Here is a 23230-nt window from a genome sequence, read left to right on the forward strand (position 1 = left end):
CTCGAGCGGAGTCGAAAGCGCGAGCGAGGGGTCACCGGGGAGAGCGAATCGCTCACCAGGGCCGTTGCGGGCGGAATCGGGCCGAAAGACCGTCAGACCCCCTGTTTCCAGGGGGTATTCGCATCTCGGATGTCGACATGTCACTACAGCGCGTTGCCGACATGTGACATTCTGCCGGAGACGCGTTTGCCGGAGCCCCGGCTCCGGTATTCAGGTGAAGGCTGCGTTCCCGGCGTGGGAGCGTGTGCCGTGACCGTCCCGCGACCCAAAGGGGGTGGCATGTCCGCAGAACAGGGCAGCTCGAAGGTGCTTGCGCTCGCGGAGAGCGAGACCGCGCCCGACACGATCGAGGCGCTCGGCCCCGTCGGCCCGATCGGTCCCATCGGCACCGTCGATGACGAACCGGCCGCCGAAGCCGTACCGAACCTCGACGCCGTGCCGGCCCAGACCCTTCCGGCCACGGAGGCCATCGACACCCGCACCCTGTCCCGCTCCCTGTTCCTGCGGCTCGCCGCCCTCGACCAGGACAGCCCCGAGCGTGCCTACGTCCGGGACACCCTGATCGAGCTCAATCTCCCGCTGGTGCGCTACGCCGCCGCGCGCTTCCGCTCGCGCAACGAGCCGATGGAGGACATCGTCCAGGTCGGCACCATCGGCCTGATCAAGGCGATCGACCGCTTCGACTGCGAGCGGGGCGTGGAGTTCCCGACGTTCGCGATGCCGACGGTGGTCGGGGAGATCAAGCGCTTCTTCCGCGACACCTCGTGGTCGGTGCGCGTCCCGCGCCGCCTCCAGGAGCTGCGCCTGGCCCTGACGAAGGCCAGCGACGAGCTGTCCCAGAAGCTGGACCGCTCCCCCACGGTGGGCGAACTGGCCGCCGTGCTGGGCGTGACCGAGGAGGACGTCGTCGACGGCCTCGCGGTCGGCAACGCCTACACCGCCTCCTCGCTGGACTCCCCGGCCCCGGAGGACGACGGCGGCGAGGGTTCGCTGGCGGACCGCCTGGGCTACGAGGACACGGCGCTGGAGGGCGTGGAGTACCGCGAGTCCCTCAAGCCGCTGCTGGCCAAGCTGCCGCCCCGGGAGCGCCGGATCATCATGCTGCGCTTCTTCGCCAACATGACCCAGTCGCAGATCGGCGAGGAGGTCGGCATCTCGCAGATGCACGTCTCCCGGCTGCTGACCCGGACCCTGTCGCAGCTGCGCGAGGGGCTCATCTCCGACTGACGGCTGATCCACGGCCCAAGGCCGTCAGCACGACAGCCCGGCGGCCGCCGCGGCACCTCGGGGGTGCCACGGCGGCCGCCGGGTCGTGTGTTGCGTGCCCGGCCCGAACTACCGGACGGCCCTAGCCCAGCGCCAGCCAGGCCACCGCCGCGACGACGATCACGGCGGCCACGATGCCGACGATCAGGCCGATGCGCGGCCCGGAGGAGGCGGCGGCGGGGGCCGCCTGCCGGGTCTGCGGGGCGTCGTCGACGAACGCGCGGAACATCTGGGTGCTGCCTGCGGGGTCGTTGGTGCCCTGGGGGCCCTGGTTGTTAGCCATGGGCCGAGACACTAGCGAATGTGCGGGTGCGGCCCAAGTGCGGGGCTCCCGAGGCCCCTTGCCCCCGCCCACCGACTACCACCTGCACGTTTACTTTCGCAATACTTGCCTTTGCCAACTTTTTATGCCGTCATGACCGTTTTTGTTTGCCTGTAGCAACCAACCGAACTTATGGTTGCCCTAAGCAACGAATCGGGAGGTGCGCATGGCCGAGAAGGCGCAGTACGAGGAGCTGATCCGCCAGTTCAGCGCCTTCGGCGCCGTGAAACGGGAGATGGGACGGCTGCTGCCGTCCGACTGTCCCGGTGGGTCCGTCGCCGTACTGACACTGCTCGGCCGCCACGGGGACATGCGCATGAGCAAGCTCGCGGAGCTGCTCGCGGTCGACATGTCGGTGACCAGCCGCCACGTCGCCCACGGCGCCGAGCGGGGCTGGATCGAACGCCTCCCCGACCCCGCGGACAGGCGCTCGCGCATCCTGCGCCTGACGCCCGCCGGGCAGGACCAGCTCGACGACATCGCCGAGCGGACCACCCAGCTGCTCTCCCACCGCCTGAGCGACTGGTCCGACGACGAGGTCGGCCAGCTCTCCCGGCTCATGGCCCGCCTCAGGGCCAGCTTCGACGACTGCCGGGCCCCCGCGGCCCGGCCTCCCGCACTGTCCGGGGACGAACAGTCCACCCGTACACCCGCGATCACCACGTAAGTAAAGGAAGTCCATGGCAACGACCACACCAGCCGGTGTGCGGGCTCATGCCAAGCACGGGGGAGGCTCCTCCGGAGACGCTCCGATGACGCACCGGCAGATCATGGAGGCACTGTCCGGGCTGCTGCTCGGCATGTTCTGCGCGATCCTGTCCTCGACCATCGTCACCAACGCCCTGCCGGAGATCATCGGCGACCTCGGCGGCGGCCAGAGCGCCTACACCTGGGTCGTCACCGCCTCGCTGCTGACGATGACCGCCTCCACCCCCCTGTGGGGCAAGCTCGCGGACCTGTTCAGCAAGAAGGCCCTGGTCCAGATAGCCCTGGTCGTCTTCGTCATCGGCTCCGTCGTGGCCGGCCTGGCGCAGAACCCCGCGATGCTGATCACCGCGCGCGGCATCCAGGGCCTTGGCGCCGGCGGTCTGTCCGCCCTGGCGCAGATCATCATGGCCGCGATGATCGCCCCGCGTGAGCGCGGGCGCTACTCCGGCTACCTCGGCGCCACCTTCGCCGTCGCCACCGTCGGCGGTCCGCTGCTCGGCGGTGTCATCACCGACACCAGCTGGCTCGGCTGGCGCTGGTGCCTCTACGTCGGCGTGCCCTTCGCGATCATCGCGCTGATCGTGCTGCAGAAGACGCTGCACCTGCCCGTGGTCAAGCGGAAGGTCAAGGTCGACTGGGCCGGCGCCTTCTTCGTCACCGCGGCCGTCTGCCTGCTGCTCGTCTGGGTCACCTTCGCCGACGACAAGTACTCCTGGATGTCCTGGCAGACCGGAGCCATGGTCGGCGGCGCGATCGCGCTGACACTGATCTTCCTCCTCGTCGAGTCGAAGGCCAGCGAGCCGATCATCCCGCTGCGCCTGTTCAAGAACCGCACCATCACGCTGGCCTCGCTGGCCTCGCTGTTCGTCGGTATCGCGATGTTCGCGGGCACCGTCTACTTCAGCCAGTACTTCCAGCTGGCCCGGGACAAGTCCCCGACGATGTCGGGACTCATGACGATCCCGATGATCGGCGGCCTGTTCATATCCTCGACGGCCTCCGGCATCATCATCACCAAGACCGGCAAGTGGAAGCGCTGGCTGCTGGCCGGCGGCGTGCTGCTGACGGCGGGCCTGGGTCTGCTCAGCACCATGCGCTACGACACCGCGTACTGGCACATCGCGATCTTCATGGCGCTGATGGGTCTCGGCGTCGGCATGATGATGCAGAACCTGGTGCTCTGCACGCAGAACCAGGTGGCCCCGGGCGACCTGGGCGCCGCGTCCTCCACGGTCACCTTCTTCCGCTCCCTCGGCGGCGCGGTGGGCGTCTCGGTGCTCGGCTCCGTGATGTCCACCCGGATCAGCCACTACGCCTCCGACACCATCGGGCAGCTCAGCCCGCAGGAGCAGGCGGCGGCCGCCAAGGCCTCCGGCAGCGGCGCCATCCCCGACATGGACCTGCTGCCCCCCGGCATCCGCGAGTGGCTGGAGAGCGCCTACGGGCACGGCATCGCCGACATCTTCCTGTACGTCGCGCCGATCGCGCTGCTCGCCTTCCTGGTGACGCTGTTCATCAAGGAGGTTCCGCTGCGCACCACGGGCGCCCTCGCCCAGGCGGCGGAGGCCTCGGCCGAGTCCGCCCCGCCGGTCGCGGGGACCCCCGCGGAGGCCACCCGCGTCGCCGACGAGCCGGCTCTGGCCGGTGCGATGGCGGCCGCGTCCCCGGCGCCGTCGGCCACGTCGGTCACGTCGGCCGCACCGGCGGCGGAACCCGCGGCCACCCAGCGGCTCGCCGCCGTGGCCACGGCGGCCGGTTCCGGTGAGCCGCAGGCGCCCGTCTCCGGGGGTGTCGCGGTCCGTGGTTTCGTCCGCGGCGCCGAATCCGCGCCGGTGCCGCAGGCCGCGGTCACGCTGATCTCGCTGGCCGGCCGCCAGCTGGGCCGCTCGGTCGCCCAGGGCGACGGCTCCTACGCCCTCGACGCACCGAGCGCGGGATCGTACGTCCTGATCGCCTCCGCCGACGGCTTCCAGCCGCAGGCCTCCACGATCGTCGTGAACGACGAACCGGTCGCCTACGACATCCTGCTCAGCGGCACCAGCGGCCTCACCGGCCTGGTGCGGGCCGTGGACAGCTCACTGCCGGTCAAGGACGCCATGGTGATCGTGACCGACGTCCGCGGTGACCTGCTGGCCAGCGCCGCCACCGGGGAGCAGGGCGAGTTCGCCTTCACCGAGCTGGTGCCGGGCACGGTGACCGTCGCGGTCAACGCCGCCGGCTACCGGCCGCGTGCCCTGCCCCTTGAGGTCGCTGGCACCGGCGTCACCCGCGTCGAGGTCGATCTCCAGGCCGGCGCGCAGGTCCAGGGCGTCGTGCGGGCCGGGCAGGGTCCGCTGGCCGACGCCCGCGTCACGCTGGTCGACGCCGCCGGGAACGTGGTCGGCACGGCCACCACCGGCACGGACGGGGCGTATGCCTTCACCGACCTGGACGCCGGTGAGTACACGGTCATCGCGACCGGCTACCCGCCGGTGGCCACCGCCCTGACGGTCTGCGGCACCGGTGCCGAAGGCCACGACATCCAGCTCGCCCACCCCGGCGAGTAGCACCGCCCCGGCCCGTGGCAGGTGTGCGCGCTGTGAGCGGAGGCGCGCCCGCCCACCACGGGCCGGTTTGTCTACGACCACTTTTTTGTGCCTTTGCAGGGAGAAAACGCCGATGGGACTGACCGCGAGGATCCGAACGCGGGACGGATGGGCCGTGTCGCACGCGGTCGTCACGGTGACCGACATGACCGGCGCACAGGTGCTGCGCGCCGAGGCGGACACCGAGGGCGCCGTGCGGGACACCACCGCGCTGACGCCCGGGGCGTACACCGTGATCGTCACCGCGGTCGGCTACGCGCCCGCCGCCTCCAGCGCGATCGTCACCGCGAGCGGCCGGGCCGAGGTCGGCACGGTGACGCTGGCCCGCCAGGGCGGCACCGAACTGCCGCCGCCCGGGCCGTGGACGGTCGACCCGGCGCACTCCAGTGTGGCCGCCGTCGCCCAGCACCTGGGCATCTCCAGCGTGCGCGGCCGGTTCACCGACTTCACCTCCACCCTCGAGATCGCCCCGGACGACGTCACCAAGTCCCGAGTCCAGGCGGTGATCCGGGCGGCCTCCATCGACACCGGCAACGGCATCCGCGACACCCACCTGCGCTCGCCGGACTTCCTCGACGTCGAGCGGTACCCGGAGATCACCTACCGCTCCACCGGCGTCTCGGAGGCGGGCCCGGACCGCTGGACCGTCCGCGGCGAACTCGGCCTGCACGGGATCGTCCGCCCGGTCGACCTCGACCTGGCCTACCTCGGCACCGGCGCCGACCCCTGGGGCGGCACCCGGGCCGCCTTCCGCGCGACCACGGAACTGCACCGCGAGGACTTCGCCATGAACTACAACCAGGTCGTCCAGGCCGGCATCGCCGCCATCGGCACCACCCTCAGGGTCGAACTGGACATCCAGGCCGTCCAGGGGGAGTCACTGCCCGCCGCGTGACGCGCCGCCGGACGCCCGGGCCACCAACTCGGCGCACAGGTCGCGGAGCTTGACGTTCCGGTCCTGTGAGGCCCGGCGCAACCGCTCCAGGGCCCGGTGGGCGTCGATCCGCTCCCGGGCCATCAGCATGCCGACCGCCTGGTCGATGACGCTGCGGGAGAGCAGCGCGGTGCGCACGTCGGCCGCCGAGGCCTGCTGCCGCTCGATGCGCAGCGCCTCGTTCACCGCGTCCGCGGCCCGCTCCGCGAAGGCCCCGGCCGCGTCCAGTCCGGCGGCCAGGGAGTCGGGCTCGAGGCCGTAGAGGTTGAGCGCGGCGCCCGTCTCGCCCTCGACGGCCAGCGGCAGCGCCAGCACACAGCGCACGCCGGTGGCCAGCGCGTACCGCGTGTACGCGGGCCAGCGGGACTCGGCCGCCAGGTCGGGGGCGTACTGCGCGGTCCCCGTCTCGGCGGCGTCCACACAGGGGCCCGAGCCGTTCTCGTACTGCCGCAGGTCCAGGCCGCTGGGCAGGCCGGAGCTGCCCGCCAGGGTCAGCAGCCGGTCGGCGCGGCGCACCGTGACCGAGCAGGCGGTGGCGCCGGGCACCTGCACGACCGCCCGGTCGGTCAGATCGCGCAGCAGGGTGTCGAGGCCCCGGCTGCGCGCCATGGCGTGGTCAAGCGTGTCCGTGGTCCGCGAGGTCATGCCCGTACGGATGTCCCGTCACCGCTCGGTCACGCCTCGGCCGCCCGTGCCGTCGTTCGCGTCGACGATGCGGCGGGCCAGGTCGCGCAGCTTCACGTTCTCCCGCTGGGAGGCCTTCACCAGGGACTCGAAGGCGCCGGCCGCGTCGATGTCCAGGCGCTCCATCAGGATGCCGGTGGCCTGGCCGATCAGGTCCCGGGTGCGCATGGCCTCGGTGAGCTGCTCGCGCACGGTCGCCGAGTCCAGGGCGAGGGCGACGTGCGCGGTGAACAGCCTGCCGATGCGGGCGGCGTCCTCGTCGAAGGCCTGCGGCTTGCGGGCGTACGCGGTCAGCACGGTCAGGCGACGGCGGTCGGCGCGCAGCCGCAGGGACAGCGCCGAGCGCAGACCGAGGCCGGAGAGGATGTTGCCGCCGCCGTCGGCCTCGCTGTCGTCCGTGCGCACCACGGGCGTGGTCCACAGGTGCTCCCAGTCCGGGTGCGGTTCGCGCCCCCCGTGCCGGGGCTCGGCCGCGAACCGTACGACCTCGTCGGTCCAGGCGAGGGTGCGGAGCCGGCCGCCGCGCTGGACCTCCGAGATGCCCGCGTGCTCCGCGCCGGGCAGCAGCCGCACCGCCAGCCCCACCGCGGTGCTCAGCGTGTCGTTCGGGGCGCCCGCACCGTGCAGTTGCCGGGCCGCCGCCGTCAGGGCGTCGGCCAGCTCGAAACCCGCCGGAAAACGCGGCAAATCAGTAAATTCGGACGCAGCCACCACGAACCTCTTCGGCATGCGCGGCCAAACGGCCGTGCGCAGGAGAGCTCCGCAGCACATTCCCGACTGCGAGCACAGGACGAACAGCACTTTAGCTGCTTGGTTGCGTGCCGGTGACGCCCGGCCGAAGGACCGGGCGGCCGCCTTTCGCACGACCGTGCCGCGTGGTGGAATGGACCCGGGTCAGGAAGCGGCCCGGCCAAAAGCCCGACGGACGTCTGTCAGGTGAGTGCTGTGACCTTCCCTCCCCAGCCCTGCGAGCCGTGCGAGCCGTGCGATCCACCCGGCTGCGCCGTGCTCGCCATGCCCAGCGACATCGACTTCTGCAACGCCTCGGGGCTGCTGCCCCTGATCACGGCCGCCGTGGACCAGCGCTCCGACGACCTGCGTCTCCTCGTCCTGGACTTCACCGCGACCCGCTTCATGGACTCCCAGGGCGTCCGTCTCCTCGACGCGGTACGCCGCCGCCTGCCCACCCGCACCCGGCTGCGGGTGGTGGCCGTCCCGAAGGGCGTACCGAGCCGTGTCCTGGAACTGTCCGGCCTGCGCCGCGACGTGCCGGTGTACGACAACCTCACGGAGGCGCTGCGCGTGGAGAGCCGGGACGGCGGAGAGCGGGGCTCCGGCCTAGGCTGACGGCATGGCACCGAACATCGCGACGAACACCCGTGTCTCCCTGGACGAGTTGCTGGACTTCGTACGCCCCCGGCACCGGGCGATCCTGCTGACCCGGCGGGCCGACGGCAGCCCCCAGGGATCGCCGCTGACCTGCGGCGTCGACGACTCCGGCCGGATCGTGGTCTCCACGTACCCCGAGCGGGCCAAGACGCGCAACGCGCGCCGTGACCCGCGGGTCAGCCTCATCGTGCTCAGCGACGAGTGGAACGGCCCCTGGGTCCAGATCGACGGCACCGCCGAGGTCATCGACTCCCCCGACTCCGTGGAGCCACTCGTGGAGTATTTCCGCAACATCTCCGGCGAGCACCCGGACTGGGACGAGTACCGGCAGGCCATGGTCAAGCAGGGCAAGTCCATCGTCCGGGTGACACCGCGGAAGTGGGGGCCGGTGGCGACGGGCGGCTTCCCGGCGCACCTGGCTGCGGACGACTGAGGACGACTGAGGACGGCTGAGGACGGCTCAGCCCCGTTCGACCATCGCCTCGATGCCCGCCACGAGCAGGTCGAGCGCGAACTCGAAGTCCCGGTCGAGCATCTCCGCGACGGTGTCGCCGCCGCGGGCCGCCATGATCTCCTGGGCGTCCTCGATGACGCCCCCGGTGTCCGGCATCTCGATCGCCGCGTTCATCGAGTCCTGGAAGTACTCGTCGGCGCTCAGGCCGGTGTCCGCCACCCGGGCGAGGAAGCGGCCCTCGATGGTGCCGTAGCCGTGGACGAACTGGAAGACGGCGGCGATGGCGCCGGTCACGCGGTGCGCGGGCAGTCCGCTGCGGCGTACGACGGTCTGCACCGACCGGGAGAAGGCCAGCGAGTTGGGCCCGATGTTGAGGTAGGTGCCGATCAGCCGGGACAGCCATGCGTGGCGCACCAGCAGCGCGCGGTTCTCCCGGGCCAGCGTGCGCAGTTGCTCGCGCCAGTCCTGGCCGGCCTCCGGGTCGGGTTGGCCGAGCTCGCCGAACACGGCGTCCAGGGCGAGTTCGAGCAGCTCGTCCTTGGTGTCGACGTACCAGTAGACGGACATCGCGGTGACGTTCAGCTCGGCGGCCAGGCGGCGCATGGAGAACCCGGCCAGGCCCTCGGCGTCCAGCAGGCCGACGGTGGCCTCGGTGATCCGCTCCCGGTCGAGACCGGACGGCTGCCCGCCGCGCCGACCGCTGCGCCGGCCCTCCCCCGACAGCCACACACTGGTCCGTGGACCCTGCCGCCCTGCCTTCGCCATGCGCGTCTTCTCCTCGACTCATCGAACGCCGGTCGGCCGGACGCCCCCTGAGGGGCGCGGGGAACGGCGCGACCAGCCACAACGGACCCACGGCCGCACCAATACCCTGCCACCGCGCCCGTCAGGCGACCACCTTCTCCGCGCGCCGCAACAAAACCGCCGCCACGACCCCGCCCAGCAGCACGGCCACCGCCCCCACCAGCTGACTGCTCTGCACTCCGGAGGAGAACGCGTCGATCACCCGTGCCCGCTCCGCCTCCCCCCGCGCCGAGGCCAGCGCGGCCGGCAACGACGACGCCGCCACCGGCACCAGCGCCGCGAACCGCGAGTTCAGCACGGCGCCCAGTACGGCCACGCCCAGCCCGTTGCCGAACTCCGCCAACGTACCGTTGACGCCCGCGCCGACCCCCGCCCTGGCCGGCGGGATCGCGCTCATGAGCGCGTGGGCCATGGCCGGGTTGCCGAGCGCGCACCCCACGCCGATCAGCAGCAGCCCGAGCAGCGTCCCGGCGTACCCCTGACCGGTCAGCGTGGCGATGGAGACCAGCCCCGCCGACATCAGCACCATGCTCAGCAGCACCGCCACCGGCGTACCCAGCCGGGCCAGCCATCTCGCGGCCACCCCGGAGAAGTTCAGCAACACCACCGTCAGGGCCAGCGGCGCGGTCCGCAGCCCCGCCTCCAGCGGGCCGTACCCGAGCACGAACTGGAGGTGCTGGGTGAGCAGGAACAGCGCGCCGCCCATGCCGAAGGTGATCAGCACCAACCCGGCCACCGCTCCCGTGAACCGCTGGTCGCGGAAGAAGCCGAGGTCGAGCATGGGGTGGGGGATGCGGCTCTCCCAGTGGGCGAAGAGCGCCAGCGCCCCCGCCGCGAGGGCCGCCGTGGCCAGTACCCGTCCCGACGCCCACCCGTACTCGGGGCCGGAGATGACCGCGTAGACCAGCGCGGCCATGCCGATCGTGGAGAGCGCCGCGCCGAGGAGGTCGGGGCTCTCGCCCTGCCGGTTCTTCGACTCGGGGACCAGGGTCACCACCGCGACCAGGCCGAGTGCGACGACCGGCAGATTGATCAGGAAGATCGCACCCCACCAGAAGTGGTCCAGTACGAAGCCGCCGATCAGCGGCCCGCAGGCGAAGCCGAGCGCGCTCACCGCGCTCCAGATGCCGATCGCCCTGGCGTGCTCCTCGGGCGCGAAGATCTGCATGACCACGGCGAGCGTGGTGGTCAGCAGCAGGGCGCCGCCCATGCCCATCCCGGCCCGGGCCGCGATCAACTGGCCGGTGGTGTCCGCGAGTCCCGCCGCCAGCGAGCCGAGACCGAACAGGGCGAGCCCCGTCGCCAGCATCTTCTTGCGGCCGTACCGGTCGGCGGCGCTGCCCGCGGTGAGCAGCAGGCCGGACTGCACCAGCGAGTAGGCGTTGATCATCCACTGGATGTCCGAGGTCGTCGCGCCGAGTTCGTCGGTGAGCGAGGGGATGGCCACGTTCAGCACGGTGTTGTCCAGCACGACGGTCAGCTGGGCGAGGCTGATGACACCGAGGATCAGCCAGCGCTGCGGGTGGCCCTGGACCGTGGGAGCGGCTTTCCGTTCCTGGGGCGAGGTCGTCATGCTGTACAGCGTATAGCGACTCTTATACGCTGTACAGCACAGCTCCGCCCCGGTCAGCCCGTCGGCTGGGTGAGGTCGTAGAAGGTGGCCGAACCGACGGTCACCTCCTTGTAGTTGGCCTCGACCCAGGAAGTGATCTGCGACGAGGTGCCGGAGTCGCCGCCCATGCCGCCGCCCGTTCCGCCACCGATGAAGTAGTGGATCCTGCCGTCCGCCACGTACTTCTTGAACTGGGCCAGGGTCGGCGACGGGTCCGTGCCGTTGAAGCCGCCGATCGCCATCACCGGGTCGCCGGTGCTGAGCTGGTAGCTCGCGGCGTTCTGGGAGCCGATCGCGGCGGCGGCCCAGGTGTAGTCCTCGGCGTCGGCCTCCAGCAGCTTCTTGGCCTCGGCGTCCACCTGGGCGCCGTTGAGGAGGCCGCCCATGCCGCCGCCACCGGCGCCCATGCGGCCGCCTTCGCCGGTCGTGCCGCCGTTCTGCGGTGCCTGCCCGTTCTGCGGTGCCTGGCCGTTCTGGCCCGGGGCGCCGCCGGGGAAGCCGCCGGTGCCGGGGCCGCCCTGTCCTTGTCCTTGTCCCTGCCCCTGGCCCTGACCAGGCGCTTTCCCGCCGCCCGGGAAGCCGCCGCCTCCGGGGCCACCGCCCCGGCCGCCGCCACCGCCGGGGCCGCCCATCATGCTCGCGCCGGACGGACCGGCCGTGACGATGGAGCCGCTGTGCCCCTCCCGCACCGTGCTCAGCGTGTACGCGGTGGGCGCGGCCAGCGACGCCACGAGGGCGAGGCCCGCCGCCGCGAGGGCGGTCCGCCGGCCCAGCCGGCCGGCGAAGACGAGCCCGAGCGCGGCGAGCAGACCGCCGACCAGGACCAGCCACTTCAGCCAGGGCAGGTAGTCGGGCGTGCGGCCCAGCAGCACGTACCCCCAGGCCGCGGTCGCCGTGGCGGCGGCGGCGAGGGCGAGCGAGACCCAGATCCGCTCGCGTCGTTCCCACAACGCGGCGGCGCCCATGCCGATGACGGCCGCCAGGTAGGGCGCGAGTGCGACCGTGTAGTACTGGTGGAAGATGCCGGCCATGTAGCTGAAGACGGCCGTGGTCATCAGCAGCGAGCCGCCCCAGACCAGCAGGGACGCGCGGGTGGCGTCCGTGCGGCCGCCGTGCCGCGTGGCGACGAGCCCCGCGACGAGCAGGATCAGGGCGGCCGGGAGCAGCCAGGAGATCTGGCCGCCGATCTCGGAGTTGAACATCCGGTCCCAGCCGGTCTCGCCCCACTGCCCGCCGCCACCGCCACCCATGCCGCCGCCACCGCCGCCGACGCTGCCGGTCTCCTCGCCGTTGAGCCGGCCGAGGCCGTTGTAGCCGAAGGTCAGCTCCAGGAAGCTGTTGTTCTGCGAGCCACCGATGTACGGGCGCGACGACGCCGGCCACAGCTCCACGACCGCGACCCACCAGCCGCCGGAGACGACGATCGCCGCGGTCGCCAGCGCCAGTTGACCCAGTCGCTTCTTCAGCCGGACCGGCGCGCAGACGCCGTAGACCAGGGCCAGGGGAGGCAGGATCAGGAAGGCCTGGAGGGTCTTCGCCAGGAACGCGAGGCCGATCGCGACGCCCGCCCAGACCAGCCACTTGGTCCGGCCGTCCTCCAGCGCCCGTACGACGAGGTAGCAGGTGACGGACATCAGCAGCGCGAGGAGCGCGTCCGGGTTGTTGAACCGGAACATCAGCGCCGCGACCGGCGTGAGCGCCAGGACGGCACCCGCGATCAACCCGGCGGCGGGGCTGAACCTGCGGCGCACGGCGGCGTACACGACGGCGACCGTCGCGACGCCCATCAGCACCTCGGGAACGAGGATCGACCAGGAGGAGAGACCGAAGACCCTGACCGCCAGCGCCATCGGCCACAGCGCGGCCGGGGGCTTGTCGACGGTGATGGCGTTGCCGGCGTCGAGCGAGCCGAAGAAGAACGCCTTCCAGGACTCGCCGCCCGCCTGCACGGCCGCCGAGTAGAAGGAGTTGGCGTAGCCGGAGGCGCTCAGGTTGTAGAGGTAGAGCAGGGTGGTGGCCAGCAGCAGGCCGAGGAAGGCCGGGCGCACCCAGCGGGCGTCGTCCGGACGGCCCCGCCACAGTCCGCGGAGCCGGGTCTGCCGGGCGGCCTGCCGGTGGGAGGGCGGCGCCGGCGGGGACGGCGGGCCCCCGTCCTCTCGGTCGGCGGGACGCGTGTCGTCCACGTAGCCCGTCCGGTCGTCGTGCGTGTGCGTCGTCATCGTGCGTCCCTCGGGTCGGTGTCGGCGGAGCGCACCGGTTGCAGCCGCACGGTCGCGTCGCTCCAGTCGCGGTAGGGGTCCGGGTGCCGAGCGGACGGCATGTCGGTGATCAGCGGCACGTCCGTCGGGTGCGGCACATCCGTCGCGTGCGGCACACCCGTCGCGTGCGGCACGTCCTGCGCGGGCGGCTCGTCCGGGAACACCCAGGCCCGGAAGAGCAGGAAGCGCAGCACGGTGGCCGCGAGGTTGGCGGCGATCAGTACCGCCAGCTCGGTGGAGTGGTCCGGGTCGGTCGTCGCCGCGCTGAGGGCGGCGAGCGAACCGCTGGTCAGGGCGAGACCGATGCCGAAGACGACCAGGCCCTGGGCCTGGTGCCGCACCGCGCCGCCCCGGCCCCGCACCCCGAAGGTCAGCCGCCGGTTGGCGGCGGTGTTGGCGACCGCCGAGACCAGCAGCGCGAACGCGTTGGCGAGCTGGGAGCCGGCGAAAAGCCGGAAGCCGCTGTAGAGCAGCAGGTAGAAGAGGGTGGACAGGACGCCGACGACGCAGAAGCCGACGAGTTGCCGGGCCAGCCCCTGCGGTACGTCCGTCAGGTCGCGGTCGCGCGGATCGTCACCGAAGGGCCGCGCCAGCCGGTCCAGCGGCAGCGAACCGGTGGCCAGGGCCTTGCCGACCCGCCACACGCCCCTGAGGTCGTCGGTCGCGGTCTTGACGATGTGCACGGTGGAGTCCGGGTCGTCGACCCAGTCGACCGGTACCTCGTGGATCCGGCACCCGGCGCGCTCGGCGAGCACGAGCATCTCGGTGTCGAAGAACCAGCCGGTGTCCTCCACCAGCGGCAGCAGCACCCGGGCCACGTCGCGGCGGATCGCCTTGAAGCCGCACTGGGCGTCGGAGAAGCGGGCCTGGAGGGAGCCGCGCAGGATGAGGTTGTAGGTGCGGGAGATGAACTCCCGCTTGGCGCCGCGCACCACCCGTGAGCTGCGGGCGAGCCGCGAGCCGATCGCGAGGTCCGAGTGGCCGGAGATCAGCGGCGCCACCAGCGGCAGCAGCGCGTTCAGGTCGGTGGAGAGGTCCACGTCCATGTAGGCCAGGACCGGGGCGTCCGAGGCCGACCAGACGGTCCGCAGCGCCCGGCCCCGCCCCTTCTGCTCCAGCCGGACGGACCTGACCCGGTCGAGGTCCGCCGCCAGCCGGGACGCGACGTACGGGGTGGCGTCCGTGGAGGCGTTGTCCGCGACGGTGATGCGGAAGGCGTAGGGGAACGTCCGCGTGAGGTGCTCGTGCAGTCTCAGGACGCACGGCCTCAGGTCCTTCTCCTCGTTGTAGACGGGGATCACCACGTCCAGGACAGGCGTACCGGCTCCTGCGGCCGGGAGATGCTCCCGTGCCGGCAGGGAGCCGGGAGAAGAGTCGGTTCGCATGGGACCGACTCTTCTCAAACCCCCTGTCGCACCGGTGTGGTGGGACTGTGCTGTGCCTGTGAGTGCGCCCATGCGTCGGACCGGTCGTGAACCGCGGGCAGATGCACGGTGAACACCGTCCGCCCGGGCGCGCTGTCGACGCTCACGCCACCGCCGTGCGCGGTCGTCACGGCCTGCACGATGGCGAGCCCGAGGCCCGTCGAGCCGGTCGCGCGGGACCGCGCCGAGTCGCCGCGCGCGAACCGTTCGAAGACGTGCGGCAGCAACTCGGCGGGAATCCCCGGCCCGTTGTCCGCCACGTCCACGCACAGCCACGCCCCGCTCCGTCGCACGCGCGCGGTGACGGTCGTACCGGGCGGGGTGTGGTTGCGGGCGTTGCCCAGCAGGTTGACCAGCACCTGCTGGAGCCGGGCGGCGTCCGCCGACACCGGCGCCGGTTCGTCGGGCAGGTCGAGGCGCCAGTTGTGATCGAGGCCGGCCGCGCGGGCGTCGCTGACGGTGTCCACGACCAGCGGTACGAGGTCGGTCTGCGCGAACTCCAGCGGCCGCCCGGCGTCCAGGCGGGCGAGCAGCAGCAGGTCCTCGACCAGCAGCGTCATGCGGCCGGCCTCGGACTCGATGCGGCCCAGCGCGTGCCGGGTGTCGGGGCCGACCTGTTCGCGTCCCCGGCGGGTGAGTTCGGCGTACCCGCGGATGGAGGCGAGGGGCGTGCGCAGTTCGTGGCTGGCGTCCGCGACGAACTGCCGGACGCGTGTCTCGCTCGCCTGCCGTGCGTGCAGGGCTGCGTGCACGTGGTTGAGCATCCGGTTGAGCGCGGAGCCGACCCGGCCGACCTCGGTGTGCGGATCGCACTCGGCCGCCGGCACCCGTTCGTCGAGGTTCACCTCGCCCGCGTGCAGCGGGAGTTCGGAGACCCGGGTGGCGGTGGCCGCGACCTTGCGCAGGGGCCGGGTGGCGACCCCGACGATGACGGTCCCGGCCAGGGAGGCGGCGATGAGGCCGGCGGCGGTGACGCTGGCCTCGACGATGATCAGGGTGTTGACGGTGCCGTCGACGTCGGAGGTGGGGAGGGCGGCGTAGTAGCCGTCGTGGTACTCCACGCGGTAATCGCCGAGGTCGGCGATCTCGACGGTGTGCGCGTTGCCGTCCCGGGGGACGGAGGCCAGCGCGGCGCTCTGGGCCTCGCTGAGGGAGACCGCCGTCGTGCCGCTGAGGTCGGTGGCCTCGTCGTCCTTCTTGCCGTATTTGGCGTCCACGACGACGCCGTCCCGCACCTCGGCGACGATCGTGCCGCGCGGTTGCGGTCCGTGGGTGACGAACTCGTCGAGGTCCGTCCCCTGCGGGCCCACGCCGCCGGCCTTGGGGTCGCCGGGCGGTCCGAAGCCGGACACCCGTGCCGCGACCTCGTGCACCTGCCCGTCCAGCTGCTCGTACAGGTGCGACCGCAACGCCACCGTCGTCACCGTGCCGATCACCGCGCAGACCACCGCGATCAGCGCCACCGACGCGACGACGAGCCGCGTCCGCAGGGTCCGCGGCCGCGGTCGTCGCCGGCGGCTCATGACGCGGCGGGCTTGATCAGGTAACCGGCACCGCGCCGGGTGTGGATCATCGGCTCGCGTCCGGCGTCGATCTTCCGGCGCAGGTAGGAGATGTACAGCTCGACGACGTTGGCCTGGCCGCCGAAGTCGTAGGACCACACGCGGTCCAGGATCTGCGCCTTGCTCAGCACGCGCCTCGGGTTGCGCATGAGGAAGCGCAGCAGCTCGAACTCGGTGGCGGTGAGGTGGATGCCGTCGCCGCCCCGGGTGACCTCGTGGCTGTCCTCGTCGAGGGTGAGGTCGCCGACGACGAGTACGGAGTCGGAGCGCCGGTCGGCGGCGCCCGAGCGCCGGATCAGTCCGCGCAGCCGGGCGACGACCTCCTCGAGGCTGAACGGCTTGGTGACGTAGTCGTCGCCGCCCGCGGTCAGCCCCGCGATACGGTCCTCGACCGCGTCCTTGGCGGTCAGGAACAGCACCGGCACGTCCGGCAGGTCGCGGCGCAGCCGCCCCAGCACGCTCAGCCCGTCCATGTCGGGCAGCATCATGTCCAGTACGACGGCGTCGGGCCGGAACTCGCGCGCGGCCTGGACGGCACCGTGGCCGTCCCCGGCGCTGCGGATCTGCCAGCCCTCGTAGCGCAGGGCCATGGACAGCAGTTCGGTGATGGACAGCTCGTCGTCCACTACAAGCACCCGGACGGGGCTCCCGTCCGGCCTCAGCAGTTCGGTGCGCCCCTGGGGCGAGGTCGTGGTCATACCGGACACGATGTCGGGGCGCTCTGAGAGCACCCTTTCCCCAAGCTGTGATTTCTCTGAGAAACCCACAGGGGCCTCTCAGGTACGGCCCGCGGGTGCGGCCGTGCGGGTTCAGCCGGTCAGTCCCGCCGCCGTGAGGGTGAGGTGGCGGACCAGGACCTCGGCCGCGGTGTCGGCGTCGCGGGCCAGCGCCGCCTCCTCCAGGCGGCGGTGCTCCTCGATGCCGTCCCGGCCGGGATTGCGGAGCGTCGACCAGCGGCGGGCCAGTTCGCTCGCCGTCCACAGCCGGTCGAAGGTCTCCAGCAGTACGGGGTTCCCGCAGCCCTCCATCAGGGCGCGGTGGAAGAGCCGGTGCGCCTCGGACCACGCCTCGCTGTAGTACTCGCCCTCCTCCGGCACGTACACCGGCGTGCGGGACAGCCGGTGGTGGGCGGCCCGCACCCGGGCCTCCCAGTCGACGTCGCCGCGCTCTACGGACATGCGCAGCAGGACGGGTTCGACGGTCCGGCGGGCCTCCGCGATCTCCTGCCAGCGGCGGTCGGAGAAGGCCGGGACGGCGAAGCCGCGGTTGGGCAGCCGGTCGGCGTAGCCCTCGCCCACCAGCCGCACGAGGGCCTCGCGCACCACGGCCAGGCTCACGCCCCGCTCCTTGGCGAGGTCCTGCGGCCTGAGGGCGTCACCGGGGGCGTGGCCGCCGCGCATGATCGCGTCCCGCAGATGTGCGTAGACCTGCTCGGAGAGCATCCGCTTCCCGGGTGGTGGCGAGGTGTGGCCGGTCTCAGTCATGACCCCAGCATAGACGATCCATTGAATAATCGATTATCAGTGTTATGGTCGATTGGTCGATTGCAGTAGCCGACACGGCTGCCCGCCCCGTCTGGGGCCGGCCCACCCGAAAGGAACGACGCGATGAGCGCCAACAACCCGTTCGCCCGCCTGCCCGAGGCGGCCTCGTTCACCCTCACCAGCACCACCGTCACCGACGGCGCCGCCTGGGCTCCCGAGCAGTTCTCCTCCGGCGTCCCCGGCGGCAAGGACGTCTCCCCGCAGCTGGCCTGGAGCGGAGCGCCCCAGGGCACCAGGAGTTACGCCGTCACCGTCTACGACCCCGACGCACCCACCGGGTCCGGCTTCTGGCACTGGGCGGTCGCGGACATCCCCGCCGCCGTCACCGAACTGCCCGAGGGCGCCGGCGACGACACCGGCTCGGGCCTGCCCGAGGGCGCCTTCCAGCTCCCCAACGACGCCCGCGCGGCCCGCTACCTCGGTGCCGCCCCGCCGGCCGGGCACGGCCCGCACCGCTACTTCGTGGTGGTGCACGCCCTCGACGTCGAGTCCATCGGCGTCCCGGCCGACGCCACCCCGGCCGTCCTCGGCTTCACCATGGCCGGCCACATACTCGGCCGCGCGGTCCTGACCGCGACCGCCGAGACCCCCGCCTGACGCACCGCGTGTCCACGCGCGGCGGCACCGCGCCTCAGCGCCCCTCCAGTCCGAACAGCCGGGCCGCGTTGTCGTGGCAGACGCCGCGCAGCCAGTCGTCCCCCAGCTCCAGCCGCTCCAGCGCGTGCAGCTGATGCAGGTAGGGATAGGGGATGTTGGGGAAGTCCGAACCGAGCAGGACGCGGTCGCCGAGGTCCGCCAGCCGGGGCAGCGCCCGGCGCGGGAAGGGGGCGAGGCGCTCGCTGAAGTCGGTGAACGCCATGGTCGTGTCCAGCCGCACCTCCCCGTACCGCTCGGCGAGGTCCAGGAAGTCCTCGTACTCGGGCATCCCCAGGTGCGCGACGACCAGCCGCAGCCGGGGATGGCGCGCCAGGACGCGCGCGATCGGCTCGGGGCCGGTGTGCTTGCCGGGCGCCGGTCCCGACCCGCAGTGGACGACGACCGGGATCCCGGCCTCGGCGAGCACCCCCCACGCCGCGTCGAGCAGCTCGTCGGCCGGGTCGTACGCCCCCACCTGCACATGCGCCTTGAAGACCCGCGCCCCCGACTCGACGGCCCGGCGGACGTAGGTCCCGACGCCCGGCTCGGGGAAGAGGGTGGAGGTGTGCAGGCAGTCGGGCGTCCGGCGGGCGAAGTCCACCGCCCAGTCGTTCAGCCACTGGGCCATCCCCGCCTTGTGCGGATACAGCATGGCGGTGAAGGCCCGCACGCCGAACGCCCGCAGCAGCTCCGCGCGTTCGTCCTCCTCCTGCCGGTAGGTGATCGGCCACTCGACCCCGCCGGTCAGCGGCCCGAGGGCGTCGAAGTAGCCCCAGACCTTGCGCAGCACCCGCTCCGGCATGAAGTGCGTGTGCACGTCGACCAGCCCGGGCAGCCCAAGCCCCTCCCAGAACCGGCGGACCTGCCCGGCCTCGTGATCACTCATGCGGCCACGATCGCGCCCCGCGCTCCCATGGACAAGGGGGCGGGGGCCCGGGAAGCCGGGAAGCCGGGAAGCCGGGAAGCCGGGAAGCCGGGAAGCCGGGAAGCCGGGAGGAGGGTCAAGGACGCGAGGTCAGAACAGCCCGTCCTGTACTCCGGCCGCTCGTTTGAGCTCGCGCACGGGCACGGCGCACGGCTCGCCCCCGGCGGACCCCAGCTCCCAGCCGGTCATCAGCCGTGTGTCGAGCACGACGACGCCGCGCTCCGTCGCCAGATGCAGATCCGGCCCGGCGGCCGCGACCAGCTCACCCCCGATCGCCCCGCCCGCCACCAGCTCGGCCACCTCCGCCACCGCGGCCGGCCCCCGGTCCGCCCCCTCGATCCCGAAGACACCCGCATGGTCCACACCCCGGAACGGCTCCGGCGTCAGCGACTCGGGCCAACCGCCGAGCGCGACCGCCCGCGCGTGCAGCCCGGCGATCTCGGCCGCCCGCTCAGCCGCCGTCCGAGGCAACCCGGCCCGCACCGCGCGCTTGTGGGCGTACGGAATGCGGTCGGGCACGCCCAACGCGGCCCGCAGCAGCTCCTCGGTCCGGCGCGCGGCCATCAGCGGCCCGCGGCCCAGCCAGCTGAAGCACACGGCCCCCTGCTCCAGCAGCCGGGCAGGCCCTCGTTCGTATGCGGTGATCCCCACCTTGACGAGTCCCGGACCGAACCACGCCAGATACACGTGGTACGGCCGCGGATCGTCCGCCATGGTGTCGGCGGCCACGGAGTGGGCCCGGTCCAGCCGCGCGCACTCCTCGCACCGCGCCCCCGTACTCCGCCCCGGCACGCCGGCCCGCACCGGACACGCGTGCCCCCGTGCTCCCACACATGTCCGCGCACCCCCTTCGGCGACCCCGAAGGCCACCCGCTTCCCCCGGACCAGCGCACTGCGCCGCCCCCCGACCCACGTCAGCACGGGACCGTCCGCCGCCCACCGCAGCCCCGAGCACTTCCATGCCTGTGCCATCCCTGCCGAGAGTAGAGGCCACCACTGACAACGCCCGGGCGGGCACTTACTCATGGTCAGTGCCCGCCCGGAAGTACCGTATGAACATGGCAGAAAGTGAAGCGAGGTGCCCCGAGCGCCTGGTCATGGAGCACATCACCAGCCGCTGGGGCACCCTGGCCCTGATCGCCCTGCTGGACCGCCCCTACCGCTTCAGCGAACTGCGCCGGGAGATCGGCGGCGTCAGCGAGAAGATGCTGGCCCAGACCCTGCGGACCCTGGAGCGCGACGGCCTGGTCCACCGGGACGCCAAGCCCGTGATCCCGCCCCGCGTGGACTACTCCCTCACCGACCTCGGCCGCGAGGCCGCCGAACAGGTCCGGGGCCTCGCGCGCTGGACGGAGCGGCGGATGAGCGCGGTCGAGCGGGCCCGCGAGGCGTACGACGCGACGCGGGAGTGACCCCGCCGCCCTCCGCGGGCCGGCCGCGTCACTGCTTCAGCACGGCCTTCATCACGCTCTTGGCGATGGGCGCGCCCAGCCCGCCACCGGAGATGTCCTCGCGGGAGATGTCCATGTCGGTCGGGTCGATGAACACGGCCACGGCGACGGAGGACCCGTCGTCCTTCTTGCCGTAGGACACGAACCAGCCGTACGGCACCTCGTCGTTCACGTCGACACCACGCTGCGCGGTACCGGTCTTGCCGCCGACGGTGATGCCGTCGATCTGGGCGCGCCGGGCGCTGCCCTCCTTGGCGGTGAACTCCATCATCTCCTGGACCTTCTGCGCGGTCTCGGCGGAGACCGCCTCGCTCATCACCGCGGGCTCGGTCTTCTCCAGGGTGTCGAGGTCCGGGCCCTTGACCTCGTCGACGAGGTAGGGCTGCATCACCTTTCCGTCGTTGGCGAGCCCGGCGGTGACCATGGCCATCTGCATCGGCGTACTGGTGAGGCTGCCCTGTCCCATGCCGGTGAGCGCGGTGCCCGGCAGGTCGAGCTCCTCCGGGTAGAGGCTCTTCGTGGCGAGCAGGTCTCCGAAGTCGTCGGAGTAGACGTCCTCGTTGAAGCCGAACTTCTGGGCCGTCTCACGCATCTTGTCCTGCCCCAGCTCGGCCGCGGCGTCGAGGAAGACGTTGTTGCAGGAGTACTGCATGGCGGTCTTCATCGAGGCCTTGTTGCAGACCGCGTCGCCGGCCTCACTGCCGATCTTGTTGCTGGACTGCGGCAGCGGGTACGGCGAGACGGCGTCCGTGCGGGCGTCGACGTCGGTGACGACGCCGTGCTCCAGCGCGGCGGCCGCGGTGAGGATCTTGAAGGTCGAGCCCGGCGGGTAGGTCTCCCGCAGCGCGCGGTTGGCCAGCGGCTTGTTCTTCTTCTTGTCCAGCGCGACGAATCGGTCGGACTCCTTGAAGGTGCTGCCGGCGAACGTCGACGGGTCGTAGGAGGGCGCCGAGACCAGCGCCAGCACCTTCCCGGTCCGCGGGTCCAGCGCGACCACGGCCCCCCGCGCGCCCTTCAGATCGCTCAGCCCGTCCCAGGCGGCCTTCTGCGCCTTCGGGTCGATGGTGGTGACCACCGACCCGGCCCGCCGGCCCTCGCCGCTGACGACGTCGGCGAACCGCTGGAACGCCAGCCGGTCGTCCTTGCCGGTCAGGATGGAGTCGTAGGTCTTCTCCAGCAGCGTCATGCCCTGGGCCTGCGACGCGTATCCCGTCACCGGCGCGTACATCGGCCCGTCGGCGTAGGTGCGCTTGTACTTGAGGTCGGTGCTCTCGGTCTCCTTGGAGCCGGTGACGGCCCGGCCGCCGACGACGATGTCGCCGCGCGGGGTGGCGAACTGCTCGATCTGCACCCGCCGGTTCTTGGTGTCGGACGCCAGCTCCGGGGCCCGGACGTACTGCAGCCAGTTCACGCGGATCAGCAGGCCGAGCACCAGCAGCCCGCAGAAGATCGCCACGGCCCTCAGGGGCTTGTTCACGGGTGGCCTCCGTCGAGGCTCGGCCGGCCGGATATGAAGACTGGTCCTCGCAACATGCGCTCACCCTAGGCACAGTTGCGCACAATGATCACGTCGACAGGGAAACACCGAAGGCCCCGTCGATCACTCGACGAGGCCTTCGATCCATGTGCACTCGGCAGGATTCGAACCTGCAACCTTCTGATCCGTAGTCAGATGCTCTATCCGTTAAGCTACGAGTGCTTGTCTTGTTCAGTTTTACCGCCGCTCCCGGCCCTTCCGGCCCGCTCGCGGCGACAGGAAGAACATTACATGACTGCCGCCGCCATGTGAAATCCATTGGCCACACCCCTTGTGACCTGCAAAAACGGCTTCGATGGCGTTATGCGCGCACCCTCGACAACGCCGAAGCCCCGACCGTGTGGCCGGGGCTTCGGTGATCGGTGCGGAGGCGGAGGGATTTGAACCCTCGATGGGCTTTAAAACCCAAACCGCATTAGCAGTGCGGCGCCATAGACCGGACTAGGCGACGCCTCCAGACAACATCACCCCTCGCGTGCGAGCGCGAGTGGCGCGTGCCGATGATGACACAGTTGAGCGCGCTGTCACCAATCGACCCCTACGGTACTAGGCGGGCAGGCCACAGGGCAAAGCCCTTAGGACGTACTCCGCGGCCGGTCGCGCAACGTCTGCCGGGCCCGCGCGTTGGTCAGGTCATGTTCCAGGTCACCCGCACCCCCGCCGCCCGCCTCCTCGGCGCCGCCGCCATGTCCGCCGCCGCCCTCGCCTCCGTCTGCGCCGCGCACCCTGCCGCGGCCGCCGGCCCCGGTGCTCCGGACGGCGACCACCTGACGGTCACCGTCCGCGACGCCGGCCCCGGCATGGACGGCACGTACGAACTGTCCTGCCACCCCGCCGCCGGCGACCACCCCGACCCCGAGGGCGCCTGCGCCGTCGTCGAGGGCGACACCCGGTGGGGCCGGGACACCTTCGCGCCGGTGCCCGAGGGCAGCGTCTGCACCATGCAGTACGGCGGTCCGGCGACCGCGCACGTCACCGGAACCTGGGCCGGACGCCCCGTCGACGTGACGTACGACCGCCGCGACGGCTGCGAGATCTCCCGCTGGGACCGCATGGTGCCGCTGCTGCCCGAGGTGGGGGCGCCGACCCGGTCCTAAGGGCCGGTCACAGGGGTAGGGACGACGGCCGTGGGCGG

Annotated in this window: 22 protein-coding genes and 2 tRNA genes; 9 read left to right on the top strand and 15 right to left on the bottom strand. The window is 72.0% G+C overall.

The window, feature by feature from the left end:
* Positions 1 to 279: 279 nt before the first annotated feature.
* Positions 280 to 1227 (top strand): RNA polymerase sigma factor SigF, encoded by a 948-nt coding sequence (locus ACGH7X_RS18790; RefSeq protein ID WP_399886496.1) that lies wholly within the window; start codon positions 280 to 282, stop codon positions 1225 to 1227.
* Between the two features lie 121 nt (positions 1228 to 1348).
* On the opposite strand, the gene ACGH7X_RS18795 is transcribed toward ACGH7X_RS18790, so the two are convergent.
* A complete protein-coding gene (locus tag ACGH7X_RS18795; RefSeq protein ID WP_399886498.1) occupies positions 1349 to 1549 on the bottom strand; it encodes a hypothetical protein in 201 nt (66 codons plus the stop codon).
* Between the two features lie 205 nt (positions 1550 to 1754).
* Between ACGH7X_RS18795 and ACGH7X_RS18800 the strand changes: the two genes are divergently transcribed.
* From ACGH7X_RS18800 to ACGH7X_RS18810, 3 genes are all read left to right on the top strand, one after another.
* On the top strand, positions 1755 to 2255 hold the full coding sequence (locus ACGH7X_RS18800) for a MarR family winged helix-turn-helix transcriptional regulator (RefSeq protein ID WP_399886499.1): 501 nt from the start codon (positions 1755 to 1757) through the stop codon (positions 2253 to 2255).
* A 13-nt stretch (positions 2256 to 2268) separates the two neighbouring features.
* Positions 2269 to 4842: an MFS transporter gene (locus tag ACGH7X_RS18805; protein WP_399886501.1), complete on the top strand. Its 2574-nt coding sequence runs from the start codon at positions 2269 to 2271 to the stop codon at positions 4840 to 4842.
* A 112-nt stretch (positions 4843 to 4954) separates the two neighbouring features.
* Entirely contained in the window at positions 4955 to 5776 is an 822-nt protein-coding gene (locus ACGH7X_RS18810) for a YceI family protein (RefSeq protein WP_399886504.1), read from the top strand.
* On the opposite strand, the gene ACGH7X_RS18815 is transcribed toward ACGH7X_RS18810, so the two are convergent.
* On the bottom strand, positions 5759 to 6460 hold the full coding sequence (locus tag ACGH7X_RS18815) for a GAF and ANTAR domain-containing protein (RefSeq protein ID WP_399886506.1): 702 nt from the start codon (positions 6458 to 6460) through the stop codon (positions 5759 to 5761). The genes ACGH7X_RS18810 and ACGH7X_RS18815 overlap by 18 nt on opposite strands.
* Before the next feature lie 18 nt (positions 6461 to 6478).
* Entirely contained in the window at positions 6479 to 7228 is a 750-nt protein-coding gene (locus ACGH7X_RS18820) for an ANTAR domain-containing protein (protein WP_399897157.1), read from the bottom strand.
* A gap of 216 nt (positions 7229 to 7444) precedes the next feature.
* Between ACGH7X_RS18820 and ACGH7X_RS18825 the strand changes: the two genes are divergently transcribed.
* Both ACGH7X_RS18825 and ACGH7X_RS18830 read left to right on the top strand, forming a co-directional pair.
* Positions 7445 to 7846, top strand: a complete 402-nt coding sequence (locus ACGH7X_RS18825) for an STAS domain-containing protein (protein ID WP_399886508.1) — start codon at positions 7445 to 7447, stop codon at positions 7844 to 7846.
* Positions 7847 to 7850: 4 nt separating this feature from the next.
* Positions 7851 to 8321 (top strand): PPOX class F420-dependent oxidoreductase, encoded by a 471-nt coding sequence (locus ACGH7X_RS18830; protein ID WP_399886509.1) that lies wholly within the window; start codon positions 7851 to 7853, stop codon positions 8319 to 8321.
* Between the two features lie 27 nt (positions 8322 to 8348).
* Here ACGH7X_RS18830 and ACGH7X_RS18835 read toward each other — a convergent pair whose 3' ends face one another.
* The 7 genes from ACGH7X_RS18835 to ACGH7X_RS18865 all read right to left on the bottom strand — a co-directional run bounded on the left by ACGH7X_RS18835 (position 8349) and on the right by ACGH7X_RS18865 (position 17486).
* On the bottom strand, positions 8349 to 9107 hold the full coding sequence (locus ACGH7X_RS18835; RefSeq protein ID WP_399886511.1) for a TetR/AcrR family transcriptional regulator: 759 nt from the start codon (positions 9105 to 9107) through the stop codon (positions 8349 to 8351).
* 121 nt (positions 9108 to 9228) lie between these two features.
* Complete coding sequence (locus tag ACGH7X_RS18840; protein WP_399886513.1) at positions 9229 to 10719, bottom strand: MFS transporter; 1491 nt, start codon at positions 10717 to 10719, stop codon at positions 9229 to 9231.
* 53 nt (positions 10720 to 10772) lie between these two features.
* On the bottom strand, positions 10773 to 12977 hold the full coding sequence (locus ACGH7X_RS18845; protein WP_399886515.1) for a glycosyltransferase family 39 protein: 2205 nt from the start codon (positions 12975 to 12977) through the stop codon (positions 10773 to 10775).
* Positions 12974 to 14401, bottom strand: coding sequence for a glycosyltransferase (locus ACGH7X_RS18850; RefSeq protein ID WP_399886517.1), 1428 nt, complete (start codon positions 14399 to 14401; stop codon positions 12974 to 12976). Before ACGH7X_RS18850 ends, ACGH7X_RS18845 begins: the two co-directional genes overlap by 4 nt.
* A gap of 14 nt (positions 14402 to 14415) precedes the next feature.
* Positions 14416 to 15963, bottom strand: a complete 1548-nt coding sequence (locus ACGH7X_RS18855) for a sensor histidine kinase (protein ID WP_399886519.1) — start codon at positions 15961 to 15963, stop codon at positions 14416 to 14418.
* On the bottom strand, positions 15960 to 16700 hold the full coding sequence (locus ACGH7X_RS18860) for a response regulator transcription factor (protein WP_391971688.1): 741 nt from the start codon (positions 16698 to 16700) through the stop codon (positions 15960 to 15962). Before ACGH7X_RS18860 ends, ACGH7X_RS18855 begins: the two co-directional genes overlap by 4 nt.
* Before the next feature lie 111 nt (positions 16701 to 16811).
* Entirely contained in the window at positions 16812 to 17486 is a 675-nt protein-coding gene (locus tag ACGH7X_RS18865; RefSeq protein ID WP_399886521.1) for a GntR family transcriptional regulator, read from the bottom strand.
* A 123-nt stretch (positions 17487 to 17609) separates the two neighbouring features.
* On the opposite strand from ACGH7X_RS18865, the gene ACGH7X_RS18870 reads away from it, so the two are divergent.
* Complete coding sequence (locus ACGH7X_RS18870; RefSeq protein WP_399886523.1) at positions 17610 to 18143, top strand: YbhB/YbcL family Raf kinase inhibitor-like protein; 534 nt, start codon at positions 17610 to 17612, stop codon at positions 18141 to 18143.
* 34 nt (positions 18144 to 18177) lie between these two features.
* On the opposite strand, the gene ACGH7X_RS18875 is transcribed toward ACGH7X_RS18870, so the two are convergent.
* Together ACGH7X_RS18875 and ACGH7X_RS18880 are read right to left on the bottom strand one after the other, a co-directional pair.
* Positions 18178 to 19068 carry an amidohydrolase family protein gene (locus tag ACGH7X_RS18875; RefSeq protein WP_399886524.1) on the bottom strand — a complete coding sequence of 297 codons (891 nt, stop codon included), beginning with the start codon at positions 19066 to 19068 and terminating at the stop codon, positions 18178 to 18180.
* A gap of 129 nt (positions 19069 to 19197) precedes the next feature.
* Entirely contained in the window at positions 19198 to 20079 is an 882-nt protein-coding gene (locus tag ACGH7X_RS18880; RefSeq protein ID WP_399886526.1) for a DUF2797 domain-containing protein, read from the bottom strand.
* Positions 20080 to 20159: 80 nt separating this feature from the next.
* Between ACGH7X_RS18880 and ACGH7X_RS18885 the strand changes: the two genes are divergently transcribed.
* A complete protein-coding gene (locus tag ACGH7X_RS18885) occupies positions 20160 to 20519 on the top strand; it encodes a winged helix-turn-helix transcriptional regulator (RefSeq protein WP_399886528.1) in 360 nt (119 codons plus the stop codon).
* Positions 20520 to 20547: 28 nt separating this feature from the next.
* Here the strand turns inward: ACGH7X_RS18885 and ACGH7X_RS18890 are convergent, their stop codons facing one another.
* From ACGH7X_RS18890 to ACGH7X_RS18900, 3 genes are all read right to left on the bottom strand, one after another.
* Positions 20548 to 22035: a peptidoglycan D,D-transpeptidase FtsI family protein gene (locus ACGH7X_RS18890; RefSeq protein ID WP_399886530.1), complete on the bottom strand. Its 1488-nt coding sequence runs from the start codon at positions 22033 to 22035 to the stop codon at positions 20548 to 20550.
* Positions 22036 to 22184: 149 nt separating this feature from the next.
* A tRNA-Arg gene (locus tag ACGH7X_RS18895) sits at positions 22185 to 22257 on the bottom strand.
* Positions 22258 to 22460: 203 nt separating this feature from the next.
* Positions 22461 to 22551 (bottom strand) — tRNA-Ser (locus ACGH7X_RS18900).
* Between the two features lie 179 nt (positions 22552 to 22730).
* Here ACGH7X_RS18900 and ACGH7X_RS18905 point away from each other — a divergent pair.
* A complete protein-coding gene (locus ACGH7X_RS18905) occupies positions 22731 to 23192 on the top strand; it encodes an SSI family serine proteinase inhibitor (RefSeq protein WP_399886531.1) in 462 nt (153 codons plus the stop codon).
* Positions 23193 to 23230: the final 38 nt, after the last annotated feature.

This window comes from Streptomyces sp. BBFR51 (assembly GCF_044591655.1).
Taxonomy (GTDB): domain Bacteria; phylum Actinomycetota; class Actinomycetes; order Streptomycetales; family Streptomycetaceae; genus Streptomyces.

Coding starts and splice junctions, on each gene's coding strand:
- ACGH7X_RS18790 (WP_399886496.1), top strand. CDS start 280: ATGTCCGCAGAACAGGGCAGCTCGAAGGTGCTTGCGCTCGCGGAGAGC.
- ACGH7X_RS18795 (WP_399886498.1), bottom strand. CDS start 1,549: ATGGCTAACAACCAGGGCCCCCAGGGCACCAACGACCCCGCAGGCAGC.
- ACGH7X_RS18800 (WP_399886499.1), top strand. CDS start 1,755: ATGGCCGAGAAGGCGCAGTACGAGGAGCTGATCCGCCAGTTCAGCGCC.
- ACGH7X_RS18805 (WP_399886501.1), top strand. CDS start 2,269: ATGGCAACGACCACACCAGCCGGTGTGCGGGCTCATGCCAAGCACGGG.
- ACGH7X_RS18810 (WP_399886504.1), top strand. CDS start 4,955: ATGGGACTGACCGCGAGGATCCGAACGCGGGACGGATGGGCCGTGTCG.
- ACGH7X_RS18815 (WP_399886506.1), bottom strand. CDS start 6,460: ATGACCTCGCGGACCACGGACACGCTTGACCACGCCATGGCGCGCAGC.
- ACGH7X_RS18820 (WP_399897157.1), bottom strand. CDS start 7,228: ATGCCGAAGAGGTTCGTGGTGGCTGCGTCCGAATTTACTGATTTGCCG.
- ACGH7X_RS18830 (WP_399886509.1), top strand. CDS start 7,851: ATGGCACCGAACATCGCGACGAACACCCGTGTCTCCCTGGACGAGTTG.
- ACGH7X_RS18835 (WP_399886511.1), bottom strand. CDS start 9,107: ATGGCGAAGGCAGGGCGGCAGGGTCCACGGACCAGTGTGTGGCTGTCG.
- ACGH7X_RS18840 (WP_399886513.1), bottom strand. CDS start 10,719: ATGACGACCTCGCCCCAGGAACGGAAAGCCGCTCCCACGGTCCAGGGC.
- ACGH7X_RS18845 (WP_399886515.1), bottom strand. CDS start 12,977: ATGACGACGCACACGCACGACGACCGGACGGGCTACGTGGACGACACG.
- ACGH7X_RS18850 (WP_399886517.1), bottom strand. CDS start 14,401: ATGCGAACCGACTCTTCTCCCGGCTCCCTGCCGGCACGGGAGCATCTC.
- ACGH7X_RS18855 (WP_399886519.1), bottom strand. CDS start 15,963: ATGAGCCGCCGGCGACGACCGCGGCCGCGGACCCTGCGGACGCGGCTC.
- ACGH7X_RS18860 (WP_391971688.1), bottom strand. CDS start 16,700: ATGACCACGACCTCGCCCCAGGGGCGCACCGAACTGCTGAGGCCGGAC.
- ACGH7X_RS18865 (WP_399886521.1), bottom strand. CDS start 17,486: ATGACTGAGACCGGCCACACCTCGCCACCACCCGGGAAGCGGATGCTC.
- ACGH7X_RS18870 (WP_399886523.1), top strand. CDS start 17,610: ATGAGCGCCAACAACCCGTTCGCCCGCCTGCCCGAGGCGGCCTCGTTC.
- ACGH7X_RS18875 (WP_399886524.1), bottom strand. CDS start 19,068: ATGAGTGATCACGAGGCCGGGCAGGTCCGCCGGTTCTGGGAGGGGCTT.
- ACGH7X_RS18880 (WP_399886526.1), bottom strand. CDS start 20,079: ATGGCACAGGCATGGAAGTGCTCGGGGCTGCGGTGGGCGGCGGACGGT.
- ACGH7X_RS18885 (WP_399886528.1), top strand. CDS start 20,160: ATGAACATGGCAGAAAGTGAAGCGAGGTGCCCCGAGCGCCTGGTCATG.
- ACGH7X_RS18905 (WP_399886531.1), top strand. CDS start 22,731: ATGTTCCAGGTCACCCGCACCCCCGCCGCCCGCCTCCTCGGCGCCGCC.